Genomic DNA, 19158 nt, shown 5'->3' on the forward strand with positions numbered 1-19158 from the left:
AGATGAAATTCGGTTGTTATGATAAACTTCAATAGTAATAAGCAAAGCTTTGAAGCATTTATTGAATCTATACCTGAAGGCATTATGATTTGTAACATTTATGGAGAAATTAAATTTGTAAATAGTGCCTTACTACAAATTACAGGATATAGTCAAGAGTGTATAATGGACATGAATATTCAAGATATGGTATGTAACTGGAATAATATAACAAGTAATATACATAATATAAGCATTCAACAGAATATAGAAACTAGCGTAAAGTCTGTTAAGAATATACTTAAATTAAATTTAAATATATATCCATTATACACAAAAAAAATGGATGACAGGATAATCATAGTTGTTTTTAAAGAAATAAAAAAGAAAAGAAAATTAGAAGAAAGGCGATTAGAAGGAAAGGCCATATATACTTTTGATAAAATAATAGGGAAAAATAAGAATTTCTTAAACATAATAGAGTATTCAAAAAAGATATCTAATAGTAAGTCTACTATATTAATAACAGGAGAAAGTGGTACAGGAAAGGAAATTTTTGCTCAGGCTATACACAATTATAGTGACAGAAAAGAAAATGTTTTTATGGCTGTTAACTGTGGTGCAATTCCGGAAAAACTTATAGAGTCTGAACTTTTTGGGTATGAGGAAGGTGCTTTTACAGGGGCTAAAAAAGGAGGAAATTTAGGAAAGTTTGAAATAGCAAATGGTGGAACTGTATTTTTAGATGAAATAGGGGAAATGCCTGTTGAGATGCAGGTAAAGTTATTAAGAGTTATAGAAGAGGGGTTAATTGTAAGAGTCGGAGGGTACAGTCAAATACCCGTAAATGTTAGGATAATTGCAGCTACAAATAAAAATTTAAAAGAAGAAGTTGAAAATAGAAATTTCAGAAGAGATTTATTTTATAGATTAAATGTTCTTCCTATCCCACTTCCCCCTTTAAGGGATAGAAAAGATGATATTTGTTTATTAGTTGATTACTATATGAATAGAATAAGTAAGAAGTTAAATAAAAGAAAAATAAAAATTACTAGTGATCAAATGGATAAGTTAGTACAATATGAATGGCCTGGGAATATAAGAGAACTAGAAAATGTTATTGAATTTTTTATAAATATTGAGCATATAGATGAAAATATTATTCAATCAGAAGGCTTATTTAAAGAAGATAATGTGAAAAATAGTCGTATATATTATGATGGAGATTTTATGTTTAATATGAACCTTGAAAATTTAGAAAAAACACATATAGAAAATGTAATAAGAAAGTTTAAAGGAAATTTTACTTTAGCTGCTAAGGCTATGGGTATAGGAAGGAACACTCTTTATAGAAAAATCAAGAAATATAATATTTACTGATATATATAGAAGTACCATTCCAAATAGATATTATCATATTTGCATAAACTCTTAAAGATATAGCAATAAGTATTATAGCAGGTAGCCATCAGATAAAAGTTAAAAGGCAATCTTTCAATGGAAGAAATAAATTTAAAACTGTTGTTGTGATTGGAGGAATTATAATGAATGTAGCTATTTGCAAATCTGGCAACGTAGTTATATCCAAGCCAAATATAAAACTTTCACATAGAAGATGTAAAAAGTTTAATATTGATTCACATCAGATATTTAGTAAAAAAATAATAGACGATATTGAATTGCAGAAAAGATTTGCAGCTAACAGAAATTTAATATTGACTGCAGCACCTTATATGGAGCAGCTAATTAATTTTGTAAAAGGATTTAATTTTTTTGTATTACTTACAGATGGAGAAGGATGTATATTAAATGCATTAGGTGATGAAAAAATACTCTCAGAAGCCTTTTCTTTAAAAATGATACCGGGAGCCTTTATGAATGAAGAAAATATTGGAACAAATGCTATGAGTGTAGTTATAAAAAGTAAAATGCCAGTTCAAATTTCTGGAGATGATCATTTTATTAATGCATATCATAAGTGGACATGTTCTGCGGCGCCTATAAAAGATAACAAAGGAAGACTTATAGGTGTATTGAATCTTACTGGGTATATTGAATTTGTACATTCCCATACCCTTGGTATGGTTATAGCAGCATCAAATGCTATAGAAGAAATGCTTAAAGTAAAAGAGTACAACAAGATTCAAAATATGAATTACAAGCATATAAAAAATATATTTAATTCCAGTCCTGTTGCTATAATAACCTCAGATATAAATGGTAAGATAAAAATTTGTAATAAAAAGGCACAAAATATGTTTGGCATAAGGGGCAATAAATTAGAGACAAACAATATGGAAGATATTATAGAAAACTGGAATAATATAAAAGAACCTATATATTTAGGAGAAAGTACTTCAAAAGAGACAATTATGGTTTCACTAAGAAATAAGATTCAGTATCAAGTAACTACCAGTTCAATATACAACTATGATGATGATAATAATATTGAGATAGTTTATGTTTTTGAAAAATTTAAAAAGATAAATAAAAGAAATAACGGACAGGCTTACTATACTTTTGGTAAAATAATGGGGCAGGATGAAAACTTTACAAAAGTAATAAATTATGCAAAAAAGATTTCAGATAGCAAATCAACTATACTTATAATGGGGGAAAGTGGTACTGGAAAAGAAGTGTTTGCACAATCAATTCATAATTACAGCAGCAGGGTAGATGGACCATTTGTAGCTTTAAATTGTGGTGCTATCCCTAAACAACTTATAGAGTCAGAGCTTTTTGGATATGAAGAAGGAGCTTTTACAGGTGCCAAAAAAGGTGGAAACCTTGGAAAATTTGAATTGGCAGATGGTGGAACTATGATGCTGGATGAAATTGGAGAAATGCCACTTGATATGCAGACAAAGCTTCTAAGAGTTGTACAGGAAGGCGTAATAACGAGAATAGGGAGTTCAAAGTCTATACCTGTAGATGTAAGAATTATAGCTGTCACAAACAGAGATTTAAAAAAAGAAGTGGAAGCTGGAAGATTTAGAAAAGACTTATATTACAGATTAAATGTTCTGCCTTTATATTTACCTCCACTTAGAGAAAGAAAAAAGGATATACCTATTCTTATTCAATATTTTGTTAAGAGTATAGCACAAAAATTAAATAAAAAAGAGCCAGCTATATTAAAAGAATACTTGAAGAAAATGATTAACTACAATTGGCCTGGAAACATAAGGGAATTAGAAAACTTGGTTGAGCTAATTGTAAATACAGGATCTATACCTGCAGATTATTTTACAGAAGAGAATTGTGATAATGAGGTACTTGTAGATATTAGTGATGATTGTTTAAAGTTAGATTATGTGGAAAAAGAACATGTAATTAAAGTATTGAAGAAATTTGAAGGAAATATAACCCATTCAGCAGCAGCACTGGGTATAAGAAGAAATACTTTGTACAGCAAAATAAAAAAATATGAAATAGAAATATAAATTTTTTATACAGAGAAGAAAGAGAGATGGGAACTTTTAAGAAAAAATATTTTTTATTTTGTAGTATATAAAAAATATCCTATAGAGTTTTTTATATACTCTATAAGATATTTTTTAAACATTTCTTCCAAAATTTAATCAAGGAATAGTAAATATTTCTTCATATAATATTATGTGAAGAATTACAGTATTTATGTATGAAAATTTAAGAGTGATGCTGTGAAAATGAAATACTTAAAGGTTATACAGATAGATATTAAATTTTATACAATATTTTGTTGTTTTATTCATTTTTAAACAATTGTTGACAATAAAAAAGTTATAATATTGTAATCAAGATATTATACATGAAATAATAGTTATAAAGTTCTGAGTAATAACTTAAAAAATAAGTTAACAGATTTCAAATGAATAGATTTATAAAAGGTTACACATTCTACTAAAAAGAAAGAACTTACTTTTGTTCTTTTTTATGCAAATTTTAAATAGGAGGTCTTTTTTATGAAGAAAAAACTTGCACTATTATTAAGTTTAATCTTTGTTTTTTTAGTGGGATGTACTACTAAACAACAAGAAGCTGCCAAACCAAAGGAAGCTAGAAGTATGGTACTAGCTACTACTACCAGTACACAGGATACGGGACTTTTAGATTATCTAGTTCCATTATTTAAAAAGGACACTGGAATAGATGTAAAGGTAGTAGCAAAAGGAACAGGAGAAGCTTTAAAGCTTGCACAAAATGGTGATGCTGATTGTCTTTTAGTACATGATAAATCAAAAGAAGAAGAATTCATAAAAAATGGTTATGGACTTAAAAGAAATGATGTAATGTATAATGATTTTATTATTGTAGGACCAACTGAAGATCCTGCTAAGATTAAAGAAAAGGCTTATAATAATCCAATTGATGCTTTGAAGATAATTAAGGATAGTAATGTTAAATTTATTTCAAGAGGAGATGAATCAGGTACTCACAGTAAGGAAAAAGGCTTATGGAAGTCTGCAGAAATTACACCTAGTGGAAGTTGGTACGTATCTGCAGGTAAGGGAATGGGTGCAGTATTACAAATGGCAGATGAAATGAAAGCCTATACTTTAACTGATAGGGGAACATATTTATCTATGAAAAACAAGTTAAAGCTTCAAATTGTTACAGAGAAAAGTCCTCAGTTATATAATCAATATGGAGTAATAAAATTAAATCCTGCAAAGAACCCTAAGCTTAAGGAAAAAGAAGCAGATGAATTTTACAATTGGATTTTGTCTGATAAAATTCAAAAAAATATAGGTGAATATGGAAAAGACAAATATGGTCAGGCACTTTTTATTCCAAATGCTAAAAAATAATTTATAATGGGAGACAAATTTAAAATGCTAATACTTATAAAAGACATACTTCCTGTTATAAGTATGTCCCTAATAGTATCCCTATCATCTACAGTTATGGCAGCAGCAGCAGGAATAACTATAGGGGTTTTAGCAGGACTAAAAGATTTCAAATTGAAAAAGGTTATGGTAAGGTTATTAGAGACCCTTATGAGTACTCCGCCAGTGCTCATGGGGCTTTTAGTATATTTATTACTTTCAAGAAAAGGTATTTTAGGCAGTCTGGAGCTTTTATTTACTCCAACAGCTATGATTATAGCACAGACACTATTGGTATTTCCTATAATAATTGGCCTTACAATTAGTTCAACACAAAAGCAAGGTAGGGAGATTAAAAAAAATTGTGAAGTGCTTGGTGCTTCAAGATTTAAAACTTTATTAACCATAATTATCGAAATGAAGGAACAGTTACTTACTATAGCTGCTACTGGCTTTGGAAGAGCTATTTCAGAAGTTGGAGCAGTAATGATGGTAGGAGGAAATATTAAAGATCATACAAGAGTAATGACCACATATATAGCATTAGAAACAGGAAAAGGAAATTTTGAAGGAGCTATCATCATAGGAGTAATACTACTTTCTATTTCTCTAATTATAAATGTCATTTTACACAAATTTCGGGGAAGTGAAATTGATGAATATTGAGGTTTTAAATATTATAAAACAATATGGAAATAGGGTAGTGCTAAATATAGATAAATTTAATTTTAAACAGGCAGGAATATATATAATTTTAGGTTTAAATGGAAGTGGAAAAAGCACATTTCTTGAGTGTATAGCAGGAGTAAATAGGGTTAATTCAGGAAGCATAAAATACGACGATGAAGGTTTTGAAGATGCAAAAGATAAAATTTCAATGTTACTTCAGAAACCATATATTTTCAATACTTCTGTTAAGGAAAATATAATAAAAGGACTTCTATTTAAAGAGAAAAGGTGGGAAGAGCTTTTACAAAAGTATAGTTTCTATATTAAAGATTTTGATATGGAAAAATTAATGGATAAGAATGCAAAAACTTTATCTGGTGGAGAAAAAGCAAAAACAGCTCTTTTAAGAGTAGCTATGCTGGAGACAAAGATAACTTTATTAGATGAACCAACTGCCAGCATGGACTTAGAAAGCACATTAGTTGCTGAAAAATTAATAAAAAGTATGTGTTTAAATGGCAGAATTGTAATAATGATTACCCATGATTTGTATCAGGCAAAGAGAATAGCTGACTATGTTCTGTATATGGATAAAGGTAAAATTATCGAATATGGAGATAAGGTTCAGTTTTTTACAAATCCTTCAAATGAAAAACTTAAAATGTGGTTAAATGCAGATTGCATAAAATAGGATTAAATACTAAAATCATCACTTCGATGGTGAAAGATAGGAGGCAATAAAGTATGGACTTTTATAAGGTGTCATCAGTTGAGGAGGTAAAAGACACAATTAATTCTAATTTTTCTATAAGTTTAGGGAAAGAATTAATAGACTTAAAAGAATGTAATGACAGAATATTATATGAGGATATTGTTTCACCGTTAAATGTTCCAGGTTTTAAAAGATCTATTGTGGATGGATATGCAGTAAAGTGTAAGGAAGTACAGGGAGCTAGTGAAAGTATGCCATCTATGCTTGATTTAAAGGGAGAAGTTATAATGGGCAAGATGCCTTCTAAATCATTGGAATTTCCAGGAGAATGTATGTACATACCAACTGGAGGAATGCTTCCTGAGAGTGCAGATAGTGTGGTAATGATTGAGTATACTGATAAAATGGATGATACTACTATACTTGTGAATAAGCCAGTTGCATTTGGTGAAAATGTGCTTAATGAAGATGAAGATGTGGAATTAGGGGAAACTGTGCTTAAAGCAGGAACAGTACTTAAACCCTATAGTATAAGCATGCTGTCCAGTTTGGGAATTATTAAGGTACCAGTAATTTGCAGACCAAAGGTGGGGATAATTTCTACTGGGGATGAAATTATATCACCAGAAGAATATCCAAAGCCTGGTCAAATCAGAGACATAAATTCATATCTTTTGTATTCTTCTGTCATTGAAGATGGTGGAGAAGCAATATTCTATGGAGTCATAAGAGATGATTATGAAAAATTATTTGAAACTGCAAAAAAAGCTAATGAAGAATGTGATGTAGTTCTCATATCTGGTGGAAGTTCAGTAGGAAAGAAGGATCAAACTGCGAAAATTATTGATGAACTTGGTAAGCCAGGTATACTTCTTCACGGAATATCAATAAAACCAGGTAAACCAACTATACTAGGAAAAGTTAAAAATAAACCTATATTTGGGTTGCCAGGACATCCTCTTTCCTGTGCAGTAGTTTATAGAATAATAGTTAGATATTTTTTACAGAGAATGATGAAATTTGAAGAAGTTGAATATCCTATTCCTTGTAAGTTTAGTACTAACTATCATAAAGCCAAAGGAAGGGAAGAATATCTTCCAGTTACAATTAAAAATATAGAAGGAGAATATATAGCTGTACCTGTTTTAACCAAGTCTGCTGCAATTAGTGGATTTACCAAGGCCTGGGGTTATGTAAAGATAGATAAAAATGTAGAGGGAATTTTTAAAGATCAACAGGTATATGTTTATAAATTTCAGAGGTGATATTATGGCACAGAAAGTATATTTATCAAATTATGAATTTAAAGAAGCATTAAATAAATATTTAAGTGAAATAAGTTCTGTATTTCTTAATAAAGAAGTAATAAACACAGAAGAAGGTTTAGGCAGAGTTATTGCACAGGCGGTTTATTCAAAAATTTCTTCCCCTTTTTATAATTGTTCTGCCATGGATGGTATTGCCCTTCATAGTTCTAAAACTATAGGAGCATCCGAAAAGCATCCTATTGTGCTAGAGGAAGGGAAGGATTATATAGTAGTAGATACAGGAGATCCAGTTCCAAAGGAATATGACTGTGTGATAATGGTAGAGGATATAGTTAACATAGCTGAAAATAGAATTCAAATATATAAAAGTGCAGCTCCCTGGCAGAATATACGTCCATTAGGTGAAGATATAGTGGAAAAGCAACTTATTGTTCCATCAGGTCATACTGTAAGACCTGTAGACATAGGAGCAATGCTGGCAGGAGGAGTGAATACAATTGAAGTTTACAAAAAACCTTTAGTAGGCATTATACCAACAGGTACTGAGATAGTGGAACCAGGCAGTGACCTTAAAGTTGGAGATATAATTGATTTTAATTCAAGGACTTTTAGTGCACAAGTAATTGAATATGGAGGAACACCAAAAAGGTATGGTATAGTAAAAGATAATTATGAAATTTTAAAGGAAACTTTAAAAAAAGCTGTTTCAGAGTGTGATATAGTTATAATCAATGCTGGTTCTTCTGCAGGAAGAGAAGATTTTACCAGTGATTTAATTGCTGATTTAGGAAAAGTTTATGTACATGGTATTGCTATAAAACCAGGAAAACCTACTATTATGGGACGAATTAATAATAAACCTGTTCTTGGTATACCTGGATATCCTGTTTCTGCTTATATCATAATGGAAAAAGTCCTTAAGAAAATAGTAGAAAATTATCAAGGATTGAAGACAAAAGAACCTCAAAAGGTAGATGCAATTTTATCCAGAAGAATTATGTCATCCTTAAAACATTTAGAATTTGTGAGAATGAAGCTTGGATATGTGGGAAATAAGATTATTGCAACACCACTATCAAGAGGAGCAGGTGCCACTATGTCACTTGTTAGAGCCGATGGAACATTAGAGGTTCCTCAAAATGTAGAAGGTATTGAAGCAGGAACAAAAGTTGAAATAAGTCTCATGAGGGATATGGAGGAAATTAAAAACACTATTGTGTGTATAGGCAGCCATGATCCTATTTTGGATGTATTGTCAGATATGCTTCATTTAAGCAGTAAACATTACTATTTATCTTCAGCTCATACAGGAAGTATGGGTGGAATAATGGCACTTAAAAATGAAGAAACACATATTGCTCCGATTCATTTATTGGATATGGAAACTGGAGAATATAATATTTCTTATATCAATAAGTATTTAAAAAATAAAGATATAGCATTGATAAAAGTAGTAAAAAGAATTCAAGGACTTATGGTTCAAAAGGGTAATCCTTTGTCACTTAAAAGTATTTCAGATATATCAGAAAAAAATGTGCGTTTTGTAAATAGACAAAGAGGAGCAGGTACAAGATTACTTTTAGATTACTATTTAAAAAAGCTTCATATTTCACCTGACCAAATTAATGGTTATGAAAGAGAAGAGTTTACACACCTTTCAGTGGCAGCTGCAGTAGCTAATGGAGATGTTGATTGTGGTCTTGGAGTATATTCCGCAGCAGATATGATGGGCCTTGATTTCATTCCAGTTTGCAATGAGGAATACGATTTTGCAGTGCCTGTACAGTATTTGGAGCTTGATATAATTAAAGAGCTGCTTAAGGTTATGAAAAGCAGTGAATTTTTAAAGAAGCTTGATGAACTTGGAGGCTATGATTACTCGGATATATGTAATATAATATACTAAACTTTCGCAGTTTAAAAATATTGCGAAGCAATATTTTTTAAAGAACAAAGAACAAAGTACAAATATCAAATAATTAATGATAATTTTCTTTCTAACGTCAGAAAATATTAATATTATAGATTTCCTGAGGCACGAAGGAAATCATCCTTATCTGTTATTTGTTCTTTAAACTTTGTACTTTTCAAATGCTTTGCTTAGTATATTAAGTTAAAGTTTTGTATGTGCGAAAGTTGAGTAATATATTTAAAAGATAAGTTGTATGAAGGGAGATACTTGGATGCCTAGCATTTTATCGATAAATATAGGTGAGAAGAAAGGAGTTGTTAAGAAGAATATTGAAAAGGGATATTTTGAAATAAATCATGGTATTGTAGGAGATATTCATGCAGGAAAATTAGATAGACAGGTGAGTTTACTGGGACAGGAAAGCATTGATAAGATAAAAAAATCAGGAATAGATGGCTTTTGTACAGTTAAATTTACTGAAAATCTTACTACCTTTGGTTTAGATTTATATAAGTTGTCTGTTGGTACAAAAGTGAAAATAGGTGAAGCTGTTTTAGAAATTACTGAAGTTGGAAAACAGTGTCATAAAGGATGTGAAAGAAGAAAATTAGCAGATGACTGTGTTATGACTAGAGAATGCGTATTTGCTAAAGTGCTAAGTTCTGGATGGATTAAAAGAGGAGATAAAATTGAAATAATATGAAAAGTGATAATGAAAAAGTATATAGAAAATCAGTAAAAAAGATATCTCAAAGTTGTGCTATATATACTTTTGATAAAATAATAGGAAAAAGTAAAAGTTTTGTAAGCGTAATAGAGTATGCAAAAAAAATATCTGATAGTACATCTACTGTATTGATAACTGGTGAGAGTGGTACAGGTAAAGAGATCTTTGCACAAGCTATACATAATTTAAGTAGTAGAAGAGATAAAATCTTTATTGCAGTAAATTGTGGCGCTATACCATCAAATCTTATCGAGTCAGAGTTGCTTGGCTATGAAGAAGGGGCTTTTACAGGAGCTAAAAAGGGTGGCAATGCTGGTAAATTTGAATTAGCTCATGGTGGAACTATTTTTTTAGATGAAATAGGTGAAATGTCCTTAGAGACACAAGTAAGACTTTTAAGGGTTATAGAAGAAGGCGTTGTAAGCAGAGTTGGAGGTTCTAAACAGATTCCTGTAGATGTCAGGATTATAGCAGCTACAAATAAAGACTTACAAGAGGAAGTAAAAAAGGGAAGATTTAGAAAGGATTTATTTTATAGACTTAATGTACTTCCTCTATGGCTTCCACCTTTAAGAGATAGAAAAGAAGATATCCCTATTTTGATAGATTACTATATGACTAAAGTAAGTAAGAAGCTAAACAAGAATAAGTTTAAAATTGATAGTACTGTAATGAATAAATTTTTGGAATATGATTGGCCTGGGAATATAAGGGAATTAGAAAATGTTGTTGAACTTATAGTAAATACAGAAAAGATTCCAGATTATATACTTAAACTACATAAAACTTCTGTAGTTGGAAACAATAAAGTTGCTGAAGGTTCTATGAATTTTGAAAGTATGAAGCTTGAAGATGTAGAAAAAAATCATATTATAAAGGTTCTTAAAAGCTTCAGTGGAAATATAAGTTTAGCGGCTAAGGCAATGGGAATTGGAAGAAATACCTTATATAGAAAGATGGAAAAGTATCACATAGAATGTTCCGAAACAGAACAATGATCTGGAATGGAACAAAATTGCACCAGAATGGAACAGTTTGCTTGGTGTAATACCCTCAAAACACAATATTTTATTATTGGCATGGTTTATGCTACATATAATAATTGTTTGAATAATCAATTTTTTAGGAGGGTTTTTATGTACGGATATAATGGTAAGGTATTAAGAATTAATCTAAGTAGTAAAACTTATATAGTGGAAGAATTGAAAATTGACAAAGCTAAAAAATTTATAGGTGCAAGAGGTTTAGGCGTAAAAACCTTATTTGACGAAGTAGATCCAAAGGTAGATCCATTATCACCTGATAACAAATTTATTATAGCAGCGGGACCACTTACAGGTGCGCCTGTTCCAACAAGCGGAAGATTCATGGTAGTTACTAAATCACCTTTAACAGGAACTATTGCTATTGCAAATTCAGGTGGAAAATGGGGAGCAGAATTCAAAGCAGCTGGATACGATATGATAATCGTTGAAGGTAAATCTGATAAAGAAGTTTATGTAAATATAGTAGATGATAAAGTAGAATTTAGGGATGCTTCTCATGTTTGGGGAAAACTAACAGAAGAAACTACAAAAATGCTTCAACAGGAAACAGATTCGAGAGCTAAGGTTTTATGCATAGGACCAGCTGGGGAAAAATTATCACTTATGGCAGCAGTTATGAATGATGTTGATAGAACAGCAGGACGTGGTGGTGTTGGAGCTGTTATGGGCTCAAAGAACTTAAAAGCTATTGTAGTTAAAGGAAGCGGAAAAGTAAAATTATTTGATGAGCAAAAAGTGAAAGAAGTAGCACTTGAGAAAACAAATATTTTAAGAAAAGATCCAGTAGCTGGTGGAGGACTTCCAACATACGGAACAGCTGTACTTGTTAATATTATAAATGAAAATGGCGTACATCCAGTAAAAAATTTCCAAAAATCTTATACAGATCAGGCAGATAAGATCAGTGGAGAAACTTTAACTAAAGATTGCTTAGTTAGAAAAAATCCTTGCTATAGGTGTCCAATTGCCTGTGGAAGATGGGTAAAACTTGATGATGGAACTGAATGTGGAGGACCAGAATATGAAACATTATGGTCATTTGGATCTGATTGTGATGTATACGATATAAATGCTGTAAATACAGCAAATATGTTGTGTAATGAATATGGATTAGATACCATTACAGCAGGATGTACTATTGCAGCAGCTATGGAACTTTATCAAAGAGGTTATATTAAGGATGAAGAAATAGCAGCAGATGGATTGTCACTTAATTGGGGAGATGCTAAGTCCATGGTTGAATGGGTAAAGAAAATGGGACTTAGAGAAGGATTTGGAGACAAGATGGCAGATGGTTCATACAGACTTTGTGACTCATACGGTGTACCTGAGTATTCAATGACTGTAAAAAAACAAGAAATCCCAGCATATGACCCAAGAGGAATACAGGGACATGGTATAACTTATGCTGTTAACAATAGGGGAGGGTGTCATATTAAGGGATATATGGTAAGCCCTGAAATACTTGGTTATCCAGAAAAACTTGATAGACTTGCAGTGGAAGGAAAAGCAGGATATGCTAGAGTATTCCATGATTTAACAGCTGTTATAGATTCACTTGGATTATGTATTTTTACAACATTTGGTCTTGGTGCACAGGATTATGTTGATTTGTATAATGCAGTAGTTGGTGGAGAATTACATGATGTAGACTCTTTAATGTTAGCTGGAGATAGAATATGGACTTTAGAAAAAATATTTAACTTAAAGGCAGGCATAGATAGTTCACAGGATACTCTTCCAAAGAGATTGCTTGAGGAACCAGTTCCAGAAGGACCATCAAAAGGAGAGATTCATAGATTAGATGTACTTCTTCCTGAATATTATTCAGTACGTGGATGGGATAAAAATGGTATACCTACAGAGGAAACGTTAAAGAAATTAGGATTAGATGAATATGTAGGTAAGTTTTAATTAAATTAATTAGAGATTAGACTTCATGTATTAAAAAAGACATCTTGTCTCTGTATATGAAGTCTATTTTCTTAGCCTAAGGAGGTGGAAACTTGAAAATAGAAGTTAGATTATTTGCTTATTTTAGAAAAGATAGAGATAAAAAATTGTTTTTAGAATTTGACGAGCCAGTAACACCTGCAGATATATTTAAAAAGATAAATATTAAGGAAGAAGAAGTAGCTATTTTACTTATAAATGGTAGGGATGGTAAAGCAAATACAGAACTTAATGACAATGATGTCTTATCATTGTTCCCACCAGTAGGAGGCGGTTAAATTTGGAACGTTATGTTAGAAATATGAAAACCCTATCAAAAGAAGAAAATGATAACTTAAAGAACTTTAAAGTTTGTGTTGTTGGCTGTGGAGGAATTGGTGGTTATGTTATTGAAATGCTTGGAAGAATAGGAATAGGAAATATTACTGCAGTAGATGGGGATGTATTTGAGGAATCTAATTTGAATAGGCAAATACTTTCAAGTACAGACACTATAGGTTTTAGTAAAGCATTGGAAGCAAAGGTTAGAATGGAAAAAGTAAATCCATTAATAGAGGTAAAAGCATTAGGAAAAATGCTTTCAGAAGATAATGCCTGCAGTATTTTAAGTAATCACGATGTAGTAGTAGATGCTCTTGACAGCATACCAGTAAGATTGTTACTTCAACGCAGCTGTAAAAAACTTAATATACCAATGGTTTATGGAGCTATAGCAGGATGGTATGCTCAAGTTACTACTATATTCCCAGGAGATGATACCTTAAACAAGATTTATAATGTAGATAAGCGAACAGCCAAAGGAATCGAAAAGGAAATGGGTAATCCATCATTTACACCAGCTTTAGCAGCCTCAATTGAAGTAAGTGAAGTAATAAAGATTCTTTTAGGGAGAGGAGAACTTTTAAGAAAAAAGATGGTCTTTATAGATCTTCTCTCAACTGAGTATGACATAGTTCCACTTGGGTAAAAATTTATCAATGAATCTTACTTAGTTTAGTGGGAAAAGCAGATATCCCAAATCTTTGATTTGGTGATAGTCGCTTTCGCTGTGTGCAAGCAGATATCCCAAATCTTTGATTTAAAGTGAATCGCTTTCTCTTTAGAATTTTGTTTCTCCTACTAAGTTTAGATGAATTTTCCTATAATAATGGAAAGTGGAATTGGAATTGTTGTTATGATTGGAGGAATTATAATGAATGCAGCTATTTGCAAATTAGGCAATGTAGTTGTATCCAAATCAGATATAGAACTTTCGCATAAAAGGTGCAAAAAGTTCCTTATTGACCCACATCAGGTATTTAGTAAAAAAATAATATATGATGTTGAATTACAAAAAAGATTTGCAGCTAACAGAAATTTAATATTGACTGCAGCACCTTATATGGAACATTTAGTAAATTTTCTAAGAAAATTTAACTTTTTTGTATTACTTACAGACGAAGAAGGATGTATATTAAATGCGTTAGGTGATGAAAAAATACTTTCAGAAGCTTTTTCTTTGAAAATGGTGCCAGGAGCTTTTATGAATGAAGAAAATATTGGGACAAATGCTATGAGCATGGTTATAAAGAGTAAGTTGCCAGTTCAAATCTCTGGAGATGATCATTTTATTAATGCATATCATAAGTGGACATGTTCTGCGTCACCTATAAAAGATAATAAAGGAAAACTTATAGGAGTTTTGAGTCTTACTGGATATATTGAGTTTGTACATTCCCATACCCTTGGTATGGTTATAGCAGCATCAAATGCTATAGAAGAAATGCTTAAAGTAAAAGAGTATAACAAGATTAAAAATATGAACTACAAATATATGGAGAACATATTTAATTCCAGTCCTATTGCTATAGTAAGTTCTGATATAAATGGAAAAATTAAAATTTGCAATAAAAAAGCTCAAGATATGTTTAGCATTACAAACAGTAAATTACAAACATATAAAATAGAAGATATCATAGAAAATTGGAATGATATAAAGACAACCATATGTTTAGGACAAAATGATTTAAAAGAAACAAATATAGTAGTAGTGAAAAACAAAACCCGATATCAGTTAACTACTAGTTGTATATATAACTGTGAAGACGATAATGTTGAGATAGTATATGTTTTTGAGGAAATCAAAAGGGTAAAGAAAATAAGTAATGGACAGGCTTATTATACTTTTGATAAGATAATCGGCCAGGATGAAAACTTTATAAAAGTAATAAATTACGCAAAAAAGATTTCAGATAGCAAATCAACTATACTTGTAATGGGGGAAAGTGGTACAGGAAAAGAAGTGTTTGCACAATCCATTCATAATTACAGTAGAAGAGTAGATGAACCATTTATAGCTTTAAATTGTGGTGCTATCCCTAAACAACTTATAGAGTCGGAGCTTTTTGGATATGAAGAGGGGGCTTTTACAGGGGCTAAAAAAGGTGGAAATCTTGGAAAATTTAAATTGGCAGATGGTGGAACTATAATGCTGGATGAAATTGGAGAAATGCCTATGGATATGCAGACAAAGCTTCTAAGGATCATACAAGAGGGTGTAATAACGACAATTGGAAGTTCAAAGACTATACCTGTAGATGTAAGAATTATAGCTGCCACCAATAGAGATTTAAAAAAGGAAGTAGAAGGTGGAAGATTTAGAAAAGACTTATATTACAGATTAAATGTGCTGCCTTTATTCTTACCCCCACTTAGAGAAAGAAAAAAGGATATACCTCTTCTTATTCAATATTTTGTTAAGAATATTTCACAAAAATTAAATAAAAAGGAGCCAGTTATATCAAAAGAATACTTAAAGAAAATGATTAAATACAACTGGCCTGGGAACATAAGGGAATTAGAAAATTTGGTTGAGCTAATTGTAAATACAGGATCTATACCTGCAGATTATTTTACAGAAGAAAATTGTGATAATGAGGTACTTGTGGATGTTAATGATGACTGTCTAAAATTAGATTATGTGGAAAAAGAACATGTAATTAAAGTATTGAAGAAATTTAAGGGGAATATAACCCATTCAGCAGAAGCACTTGGTATAAGAAGAAATACTTTGTACAGCAAGATTGAAAAGTATAATATAAAGATATAAAATTTTTTATAATGTTGGTTAAAAAAATGGTTTTAGTAACTTATGTTTTGTCATATATAAAAATACCCTATAGAGTTTTTAATATACTCTATAGGGTATTTTTTTAATATTTCTTGCTAAAATTAATCAAAGAGGAATCAATATTGATTCATATAATATTATGTACAAAATTTGATTATTTATCCGATGACTACCTGCTCTAATACTCCCACTTCTCCAAGTTGGAGTAAATAGCAACTACGTCCCTGGATAACGATTTCTAAGCATCAGGTGGAGTCAAAACTCCATCTGATGCCAAGAACTCTGTTTATTATAGGGGTAATACCTCATAGTTATTAAGCTAAGAAATGAAAATAATAGTTAAATCAATTATATTAATACTATATAGCAATTAAATTCAGTTATATTAATGTTAAATTCAGTTTGTGTTGATATAGCTGTTTAGCTATACTATAATGTTATTAAAAGGTAAGTAATAAAGGAGAGGTGTTACGTTTTGGACAACAATATATTAAACCTTGAACAGGCTATTGATTTTTTAGGAGTCAGCGAAAAAACTTTAATCAAATTATTGCGTGAAGAACATGTTCCTGCAAGAAAAATCGGGCGTGAATGGCGCTTCAACAAACAGGCACTGATAAATTGGATTGCGTCTGGAGATTCTATCGATTACATCAATCAAAGTGAACGATACATTGTTTCAGAGGATATTTTGGGTAAGTCCACTGCTCTATTGGATAAAATTGATGAAACTCTCAAAACAGTGAAGGAGCACGGCTATAACATAAAATCAATTTTGAAACAACTCGACAAAGATATAGAAATTCCTGACAATTCCACGCTGCGTATCAGTTATAAACAGCAGAGAGAAGTTGAAAAACTGGAATTTAAAGTGTTCTGGGATTTGCGGGAGAATTCCAAGTTTGAATCCAATAAGAAATAATCTATATATAAATAGAAAGAAGGAAATTTTAATGTGGGTATTATTTGCATTTGGTTCAGCATTTTTTGCTGGGATTACAGCTATTTTAGCTAAGATTGGAATAAAAAAAACAGATTCTAATCTGGCAACTGCAATCAGGACTATTGTTATATTAATTTTTTCATGGTTCATAGTTCTTATTGTTGGTTCCCAAAATACGATTTATCAAATAAGTGGACAAAGTTTACTTTTTTTGATATTGTCAGGACTGGCAACAGGAGCTTCATGGCTTTGTTATTTTAAGGCTCTTCAGCTTGGGGATGTAAATAAAGTAACACCAATAGATAAATCAAGTACAGTATTAACTATGATTTTAGCTTTTATCTTATTAGGGGAAAAGATTACTTGGATAAAATTCATTGGTATGTGTGCTATAGGAATAGGCACATACATGATGATAACTAAGAAGGAAGTGAAAAACAAAGAAATTGTAGATAGCAGATGGTTATTTTATGCTGCGCTGTCAGCGGTGTTTGCAAGTTTGACTTCAATTCTTGGAAAAGTGGGAATCAGTGGAGTTGAATCAAATTTAGGAACTGCAATCAGAACCATTGTTGTATTAATTATGGCGTGGGCAGTAGTTTTTGTTTCGAAAAAACAAAATGAAATTAAAAACATTGATAAAAGGAGCTGCCTATTTATTTGCCTTTCAGGAGTTACAACAGGATCTTCATGGCTTTGCTACTATAGAGCGCTACAAAAAGGTCTTGCAAGCGTAGTTGTACCTATAGATAAATTGAGTATTGTTATTTCAATTGTATTTTCATATTTTATTTTAAAAGAAAAACTTACGAAAAGGTCATTTTGGGGATTAATAATAATCGTAATAGGTACTTTAGTACTTTTGATAAAATAGTTTACATTTGTGAAGATAGATTTACATATCCTTTTGGTACAATAATTGAGATTTGTAGTATAATTATGTATTAGAAATGCGTAGGGTATAAATTTTAATAAAAATACTTATGGAAAAAGGTGATTACATGCTTAAGATAGGTTCACATGTTTCAATGAATGGAAAAGATATGCTTTTAGGTTCTGTAAAAGAAGCTCTTTCTTATGGTGCAAATACTTTTATGTTTTATACAGGAGCACCTCAAAATACTTCTAGAAAGCCAATAGAAAAGCTTAGAATTGATGAAGCAATAGAAAAAATGAATGAAAATGGCATTGATGAAATAGTAGTTCATGCTCCTTATATAATAAATATTGGGAATAGTATAAAGCCTGCTACTTTTGAACTTGGAGTGAATTTCTTAAGACAAGAAATAGAAAGGTCTTCTGCTATAAAAAAAGTAAAACAGCTTGTGCTGCATCCTGGTGCTCATGTAGGGGCAGGTGCGGAAGTTGGAATAACACAGATTGTAAAAGGATTAAATGAAGTTATAACTGGAGATCAAACTGTACAGATAGCCCTTGAAACCATGGCAGGAAAAGGATCGGAATGTGGAAGAAATTTTGAGGAAATTGCAAAAATAATAGATGGAGTAAAATACAACGAAAAAATTACAGTTTGCTTTGACACTTGCCATGTTAACGATGCTGGATATAACATAGCAGAGGATTTTGACGGGATATTGAATGAGTTTGATCATATAGTAGGTATAGATAGATTAAAAGTAATTCACCTAAATGACAGTAAAAATCCTAAAGGGAGCAGAAAAGACAGGCATGAAATGATTGGATTTGGCAGCATTGGATTTGATGCACTTTCTTATGTGGCAAATCATGAAGATTTAAAAGATGTTCCTAAAATTTTAGAAACCCCTTATTTAGCAAATACTGAAGGTGTAAAAAGACCTCCTTATAAATACGAAATTGCTATGCTTAAAGCTAAAAAGTTTAATGAAAATATCAAACAAGATATATTTGCAAATTGATTAATATAATTCTCCCCTAAATAAATTATGGTAAACATGAAAAATATATGCATGTTATATGTTATAATTTATATATTACAATAATTTTATTATTTACCATGTTATATCATTTTTGTATATAATCTAAAATAAAT

General features: G+C 30.9%; 15 protein-coding genes and 1 pseudogene. All 16 read left to right on the top strand.

All coding sequences use genetic code 11. The features are described from left to right. The first annotated feature begins 18 nt into the window (after positions 1 to 18). The 16 genes and pseudogenes from B5S50_RS21100 (at position 19) to B5S50_RS21175 (ending at position 19024) form a co-directional block, all read left to right on the top strand. Positions 19 to 1359 (top strand): sigma-54-dependent Fis family transcriptional regulator, encoded by a 1341-nt coding sequence (locus tag B5S50_RS21100; RefSeq protein ID WP_065079107.1) that lies wholly within the window; start codon positions 19 to 21, stop codon positions 1357 to 1359. Positions 1360 to 1523: 164 nt separating this feature from the next. Beyond that, positions 1524 to 3422, top strand: a complete 1899-nt coding sequence (locus tag B5S50_RS21105; RefSeq protein ID WP_217302758.1) for a sigma-54-dependent Fis family transcriptional regulator — start codon at positions 1524 to 1526, stop codon at positions 3420 to 3422. Between the two features lie 501 nt (positions 3423 to 3923). After that, positions 3924 to 4769 (top strand): substrate-binding domain-containing protein, encoded by an 846-nt coding sequence (locus B5S50_RS21110; RefSeq protein ID WP_065079095.1) that lies wholly within the window; start codon positions 3924 to 3926, stop codon positions 4767 to 4769. Positions 4770 to 4793: 24 nt separating this feature from the next. Next, positions 4794 to 5453: an ABC transporter permease gene (locus B5S50_RS21115; protein ID WP_065079096.1), complete on the top strand. Its 660-nt coding sequence runs from the start codon at positions 4794 to 4796 to the stop codon at positions 5451 to 5453. Next, positions 5443 to 6147, top strand: coding sequence for an ATP-binding cassette domain-containing protein (locus B5S50_RS21120; protein ID WP_065079097.1), 705 nt, complete (start codon positions 5443 to 5445; stop codon positions 6145 to 6147). The genes B5S50_RS21115 and B5S50_RS21120 overlap by 11 nt, the downstream gene beginning before the upstream one ends. 53 nt (positions 6148 to 6200) lie before the next feature. Next, entirely contained in the window at positions 6201 to 7433 is a 1233-nt protein-coding gene (locus B5S50_RS21125) for a molybdopterin molybdotransferase MoeA (protein WP_217302759.1), read from the top strand. Positions 7434 to 7437: 4 nt separating this feature from the next. Beyond that, positions 7438 to 9342 (top strand): molybdopterin biosynthesis protein, encoded by a 1905-nt coding sequence (locus B5S50_RS21130; protein ID WP_065079108.1) that lies wholly within the window; start codon positions 7438 to 7440, stop codon positions 9340 to 9342. 277 nt (positions 9343 to 9619) lie between these two features. Then, positions 9620 to 10051: an MOSC domain-containing protein gene (locus B5S50_RS21135; protein ID WP_065079099.1), complete on the top strand. Its 432-nt coding sequence runs from the start codon at positions 9620 to 9622 to the stop codon at positions 10049 to 10051. Positions 10052 to 10107: 56 nt separating this feature from the next. Then, a pseudogene (locus B5S50_RS21140) lies at positions 10108 to 11073 on the top strand (sigma-54 interaction domain-containing protein); the annotation flags it as partial. Between the two features lie 138 nt (positions 11074 to 11211). After that, positions 11212 to 13035: an aldehyde ferredoxin oxidoreductase family protein gene (locus tag B5S50_RS21145; protein WP_065079101.1), complete on the top strand. Its 1824-nt coding sequence runs from the start codon at positions 11212 to 11214 to the stop codon at positions 13033 to 13035. 92 nt (positions 13036 to 13127) lie between these two features. After that, positions 13128 to 13352 carry a MoaD/ThiS family protein gene (locus B5S50_RS21150; protein ID WP_023161668.1) on the top strand — a complete coding sequence of 75 codons (225 nt, stop codon included), beginning with the start codon at positions 13128 to 13130 and terminating at the stop codon, positions 13350 to 13352. A gap of 2 nt (positions 13353 to 13354) precedes the next feature. Continuing rightward, a complete protein-coding gene (locus B5S50_RS21155) occupies positions 13355 to 14041 on the top strand; it encodes a HesA/MoeB/ThiF family protein (protein WP_217302760.1) in 687 nt (228 codons plus the stop codon). 225 nt (positions 14042 to 14266) lie between these two features. Beyond that, on the top strand, positions 14267 to 16162 hold the full coding sequence (locus B5S50_RS21160; RefSeq protein ID WP_217302761.1) for a sigma-54-dependent Fis family transcriptional regulator: 1896 nt from the start codon (positions 14267 to 14269) through the stop codon (positions 16160 to 16162). Between the two features lie 496 nt (positions 16163 to 16658). Further along, positions 16659 to 17105, top strand: a complete 447-nt coding sequence (locus tag B5S50_RS21165) for a helix-turn-helix domain-containing protein (protein ID WP_065078799.1) — start codon at positions 16659 to 16661, stop codon at positions 17103 to 17105. A gap of 31 nt (positions 17106 to 17136) precedes the next feature. After that, on the top strand, positions 17137 to 18000 hold the full coding sequence (locus tag B5S50_RS21170) for an EamA family transporter (protein ID WP_217303836.1): 864 nt from the start codon (positions 17137 to 17139) through the stop codon (positions 17998 to 18000). 127 nt (positions 18001 to 18127) lie between these two features. Next, positions 18128 to 19024 carry a deoxyribonuclease IV gene (locus tag B5S50_RS21175; protein ID WP_217302762.1) on the top strand — a complete coding sequence of 299 codons (897 nt, stop codon included), beginning with the start codon at positions 18128 to 18130 and terminating at the stop codon, positions 19022 to 19024. Positions 19025 to 19158: the final 134 nt, after the last annotated feature.

It is taken from the genome of Clostridium sp. 001 (genome assembly GCF_019056555.1).
GTDB lineage: Bacteria > Bacillota > Clostridia > Clostridiales > Clostridiaceae > Clostridium_B > Clostridium_B ragsdalei.

Bases quoted from the DNA above. Each gene is read 5' to 3' on its own strand.
- B5S50_RS21110 (WP_065079095.1), top strand. From the start codon at position 3,924: ATGAAGAAAAAACTTGCACTATTATTAAGTTTAATCTTTGTTTTTTTA.
- B5S50_RS21135 (WP_065079099.1), top strand. From the start codon at position 9,620: ATGCCTAGCATTTTATCGATAAATATAGGTGAGAAGAAAGGAGTTGTT.
- B5S50_RS21105 (WP_217302758.1), top strand. From the start codon at position 1,524: ATGAATGTAGCTATTTGCAAATCTGGCAACGTAGTTATATCCAAGCCA.
- B5S50_RS21160 (WP_217302761.1), top strand. From the start codon at position 14,267: ATGAATGCAGCTATTTGCAAATTAGGCAATGTAGTTGTATCCAAATCA.
- B5S50_RS21170 (WP_217303836.1), top strand. From the start codon at position 17,137: ATGTGGGTATTATTTGCATTTGGTTCAGCATTTTTTGCTGGGATTACA.
- B5S50_RS21125 (WP_217302759.1), top strand. From the start codon at position 6,201: ATGGACTTTTATAAGGTGTCATCAGTTGAGGAGGTAAAAGACACAATT.
- B5S50_RS21120 (WP_065079097.1), top strand. From the start codon at position 5,443: ATGAATATTGAGGTTTTAAATATTATAAAACAATATGGAAATAGGGTA.
- B5S50_RS21130 (WP_065079108.1), top strand. From the start codon at position 7,438: ATGGCACAGAAAGTATATTTATCAAATTATGAATTTAAAGAAGCATTA.
- B5S50_RS21175 (WP_217302762.1), top strand. From the start codon at position 18,128: ATGCTTAAGATAGGTTCACATGTTTCAATGAATGGAAAAGATATGCTT.
- B5S50_RS21145 (WP_065079101.1), top strand. From the start codon at position 11,212: ATGTACGGATATAATGGTAAGGTATTAAGAATTAATCTAAGTAGTAAA.
- B5S50_RS21100 (WP_065079107.1), top strand. From the start codon at position 19: ATGATAAACTTCAATAGTAATAAGCAAAGCTTTGAAGCATTTATTGAA.
- B5S50_RS21115 (WP_065079096.1), top strand. From the start codon at position 4,794: ATGCTAATACTTATAAAAGACATACTTCCTGTTATAAGTATGTCCCTA.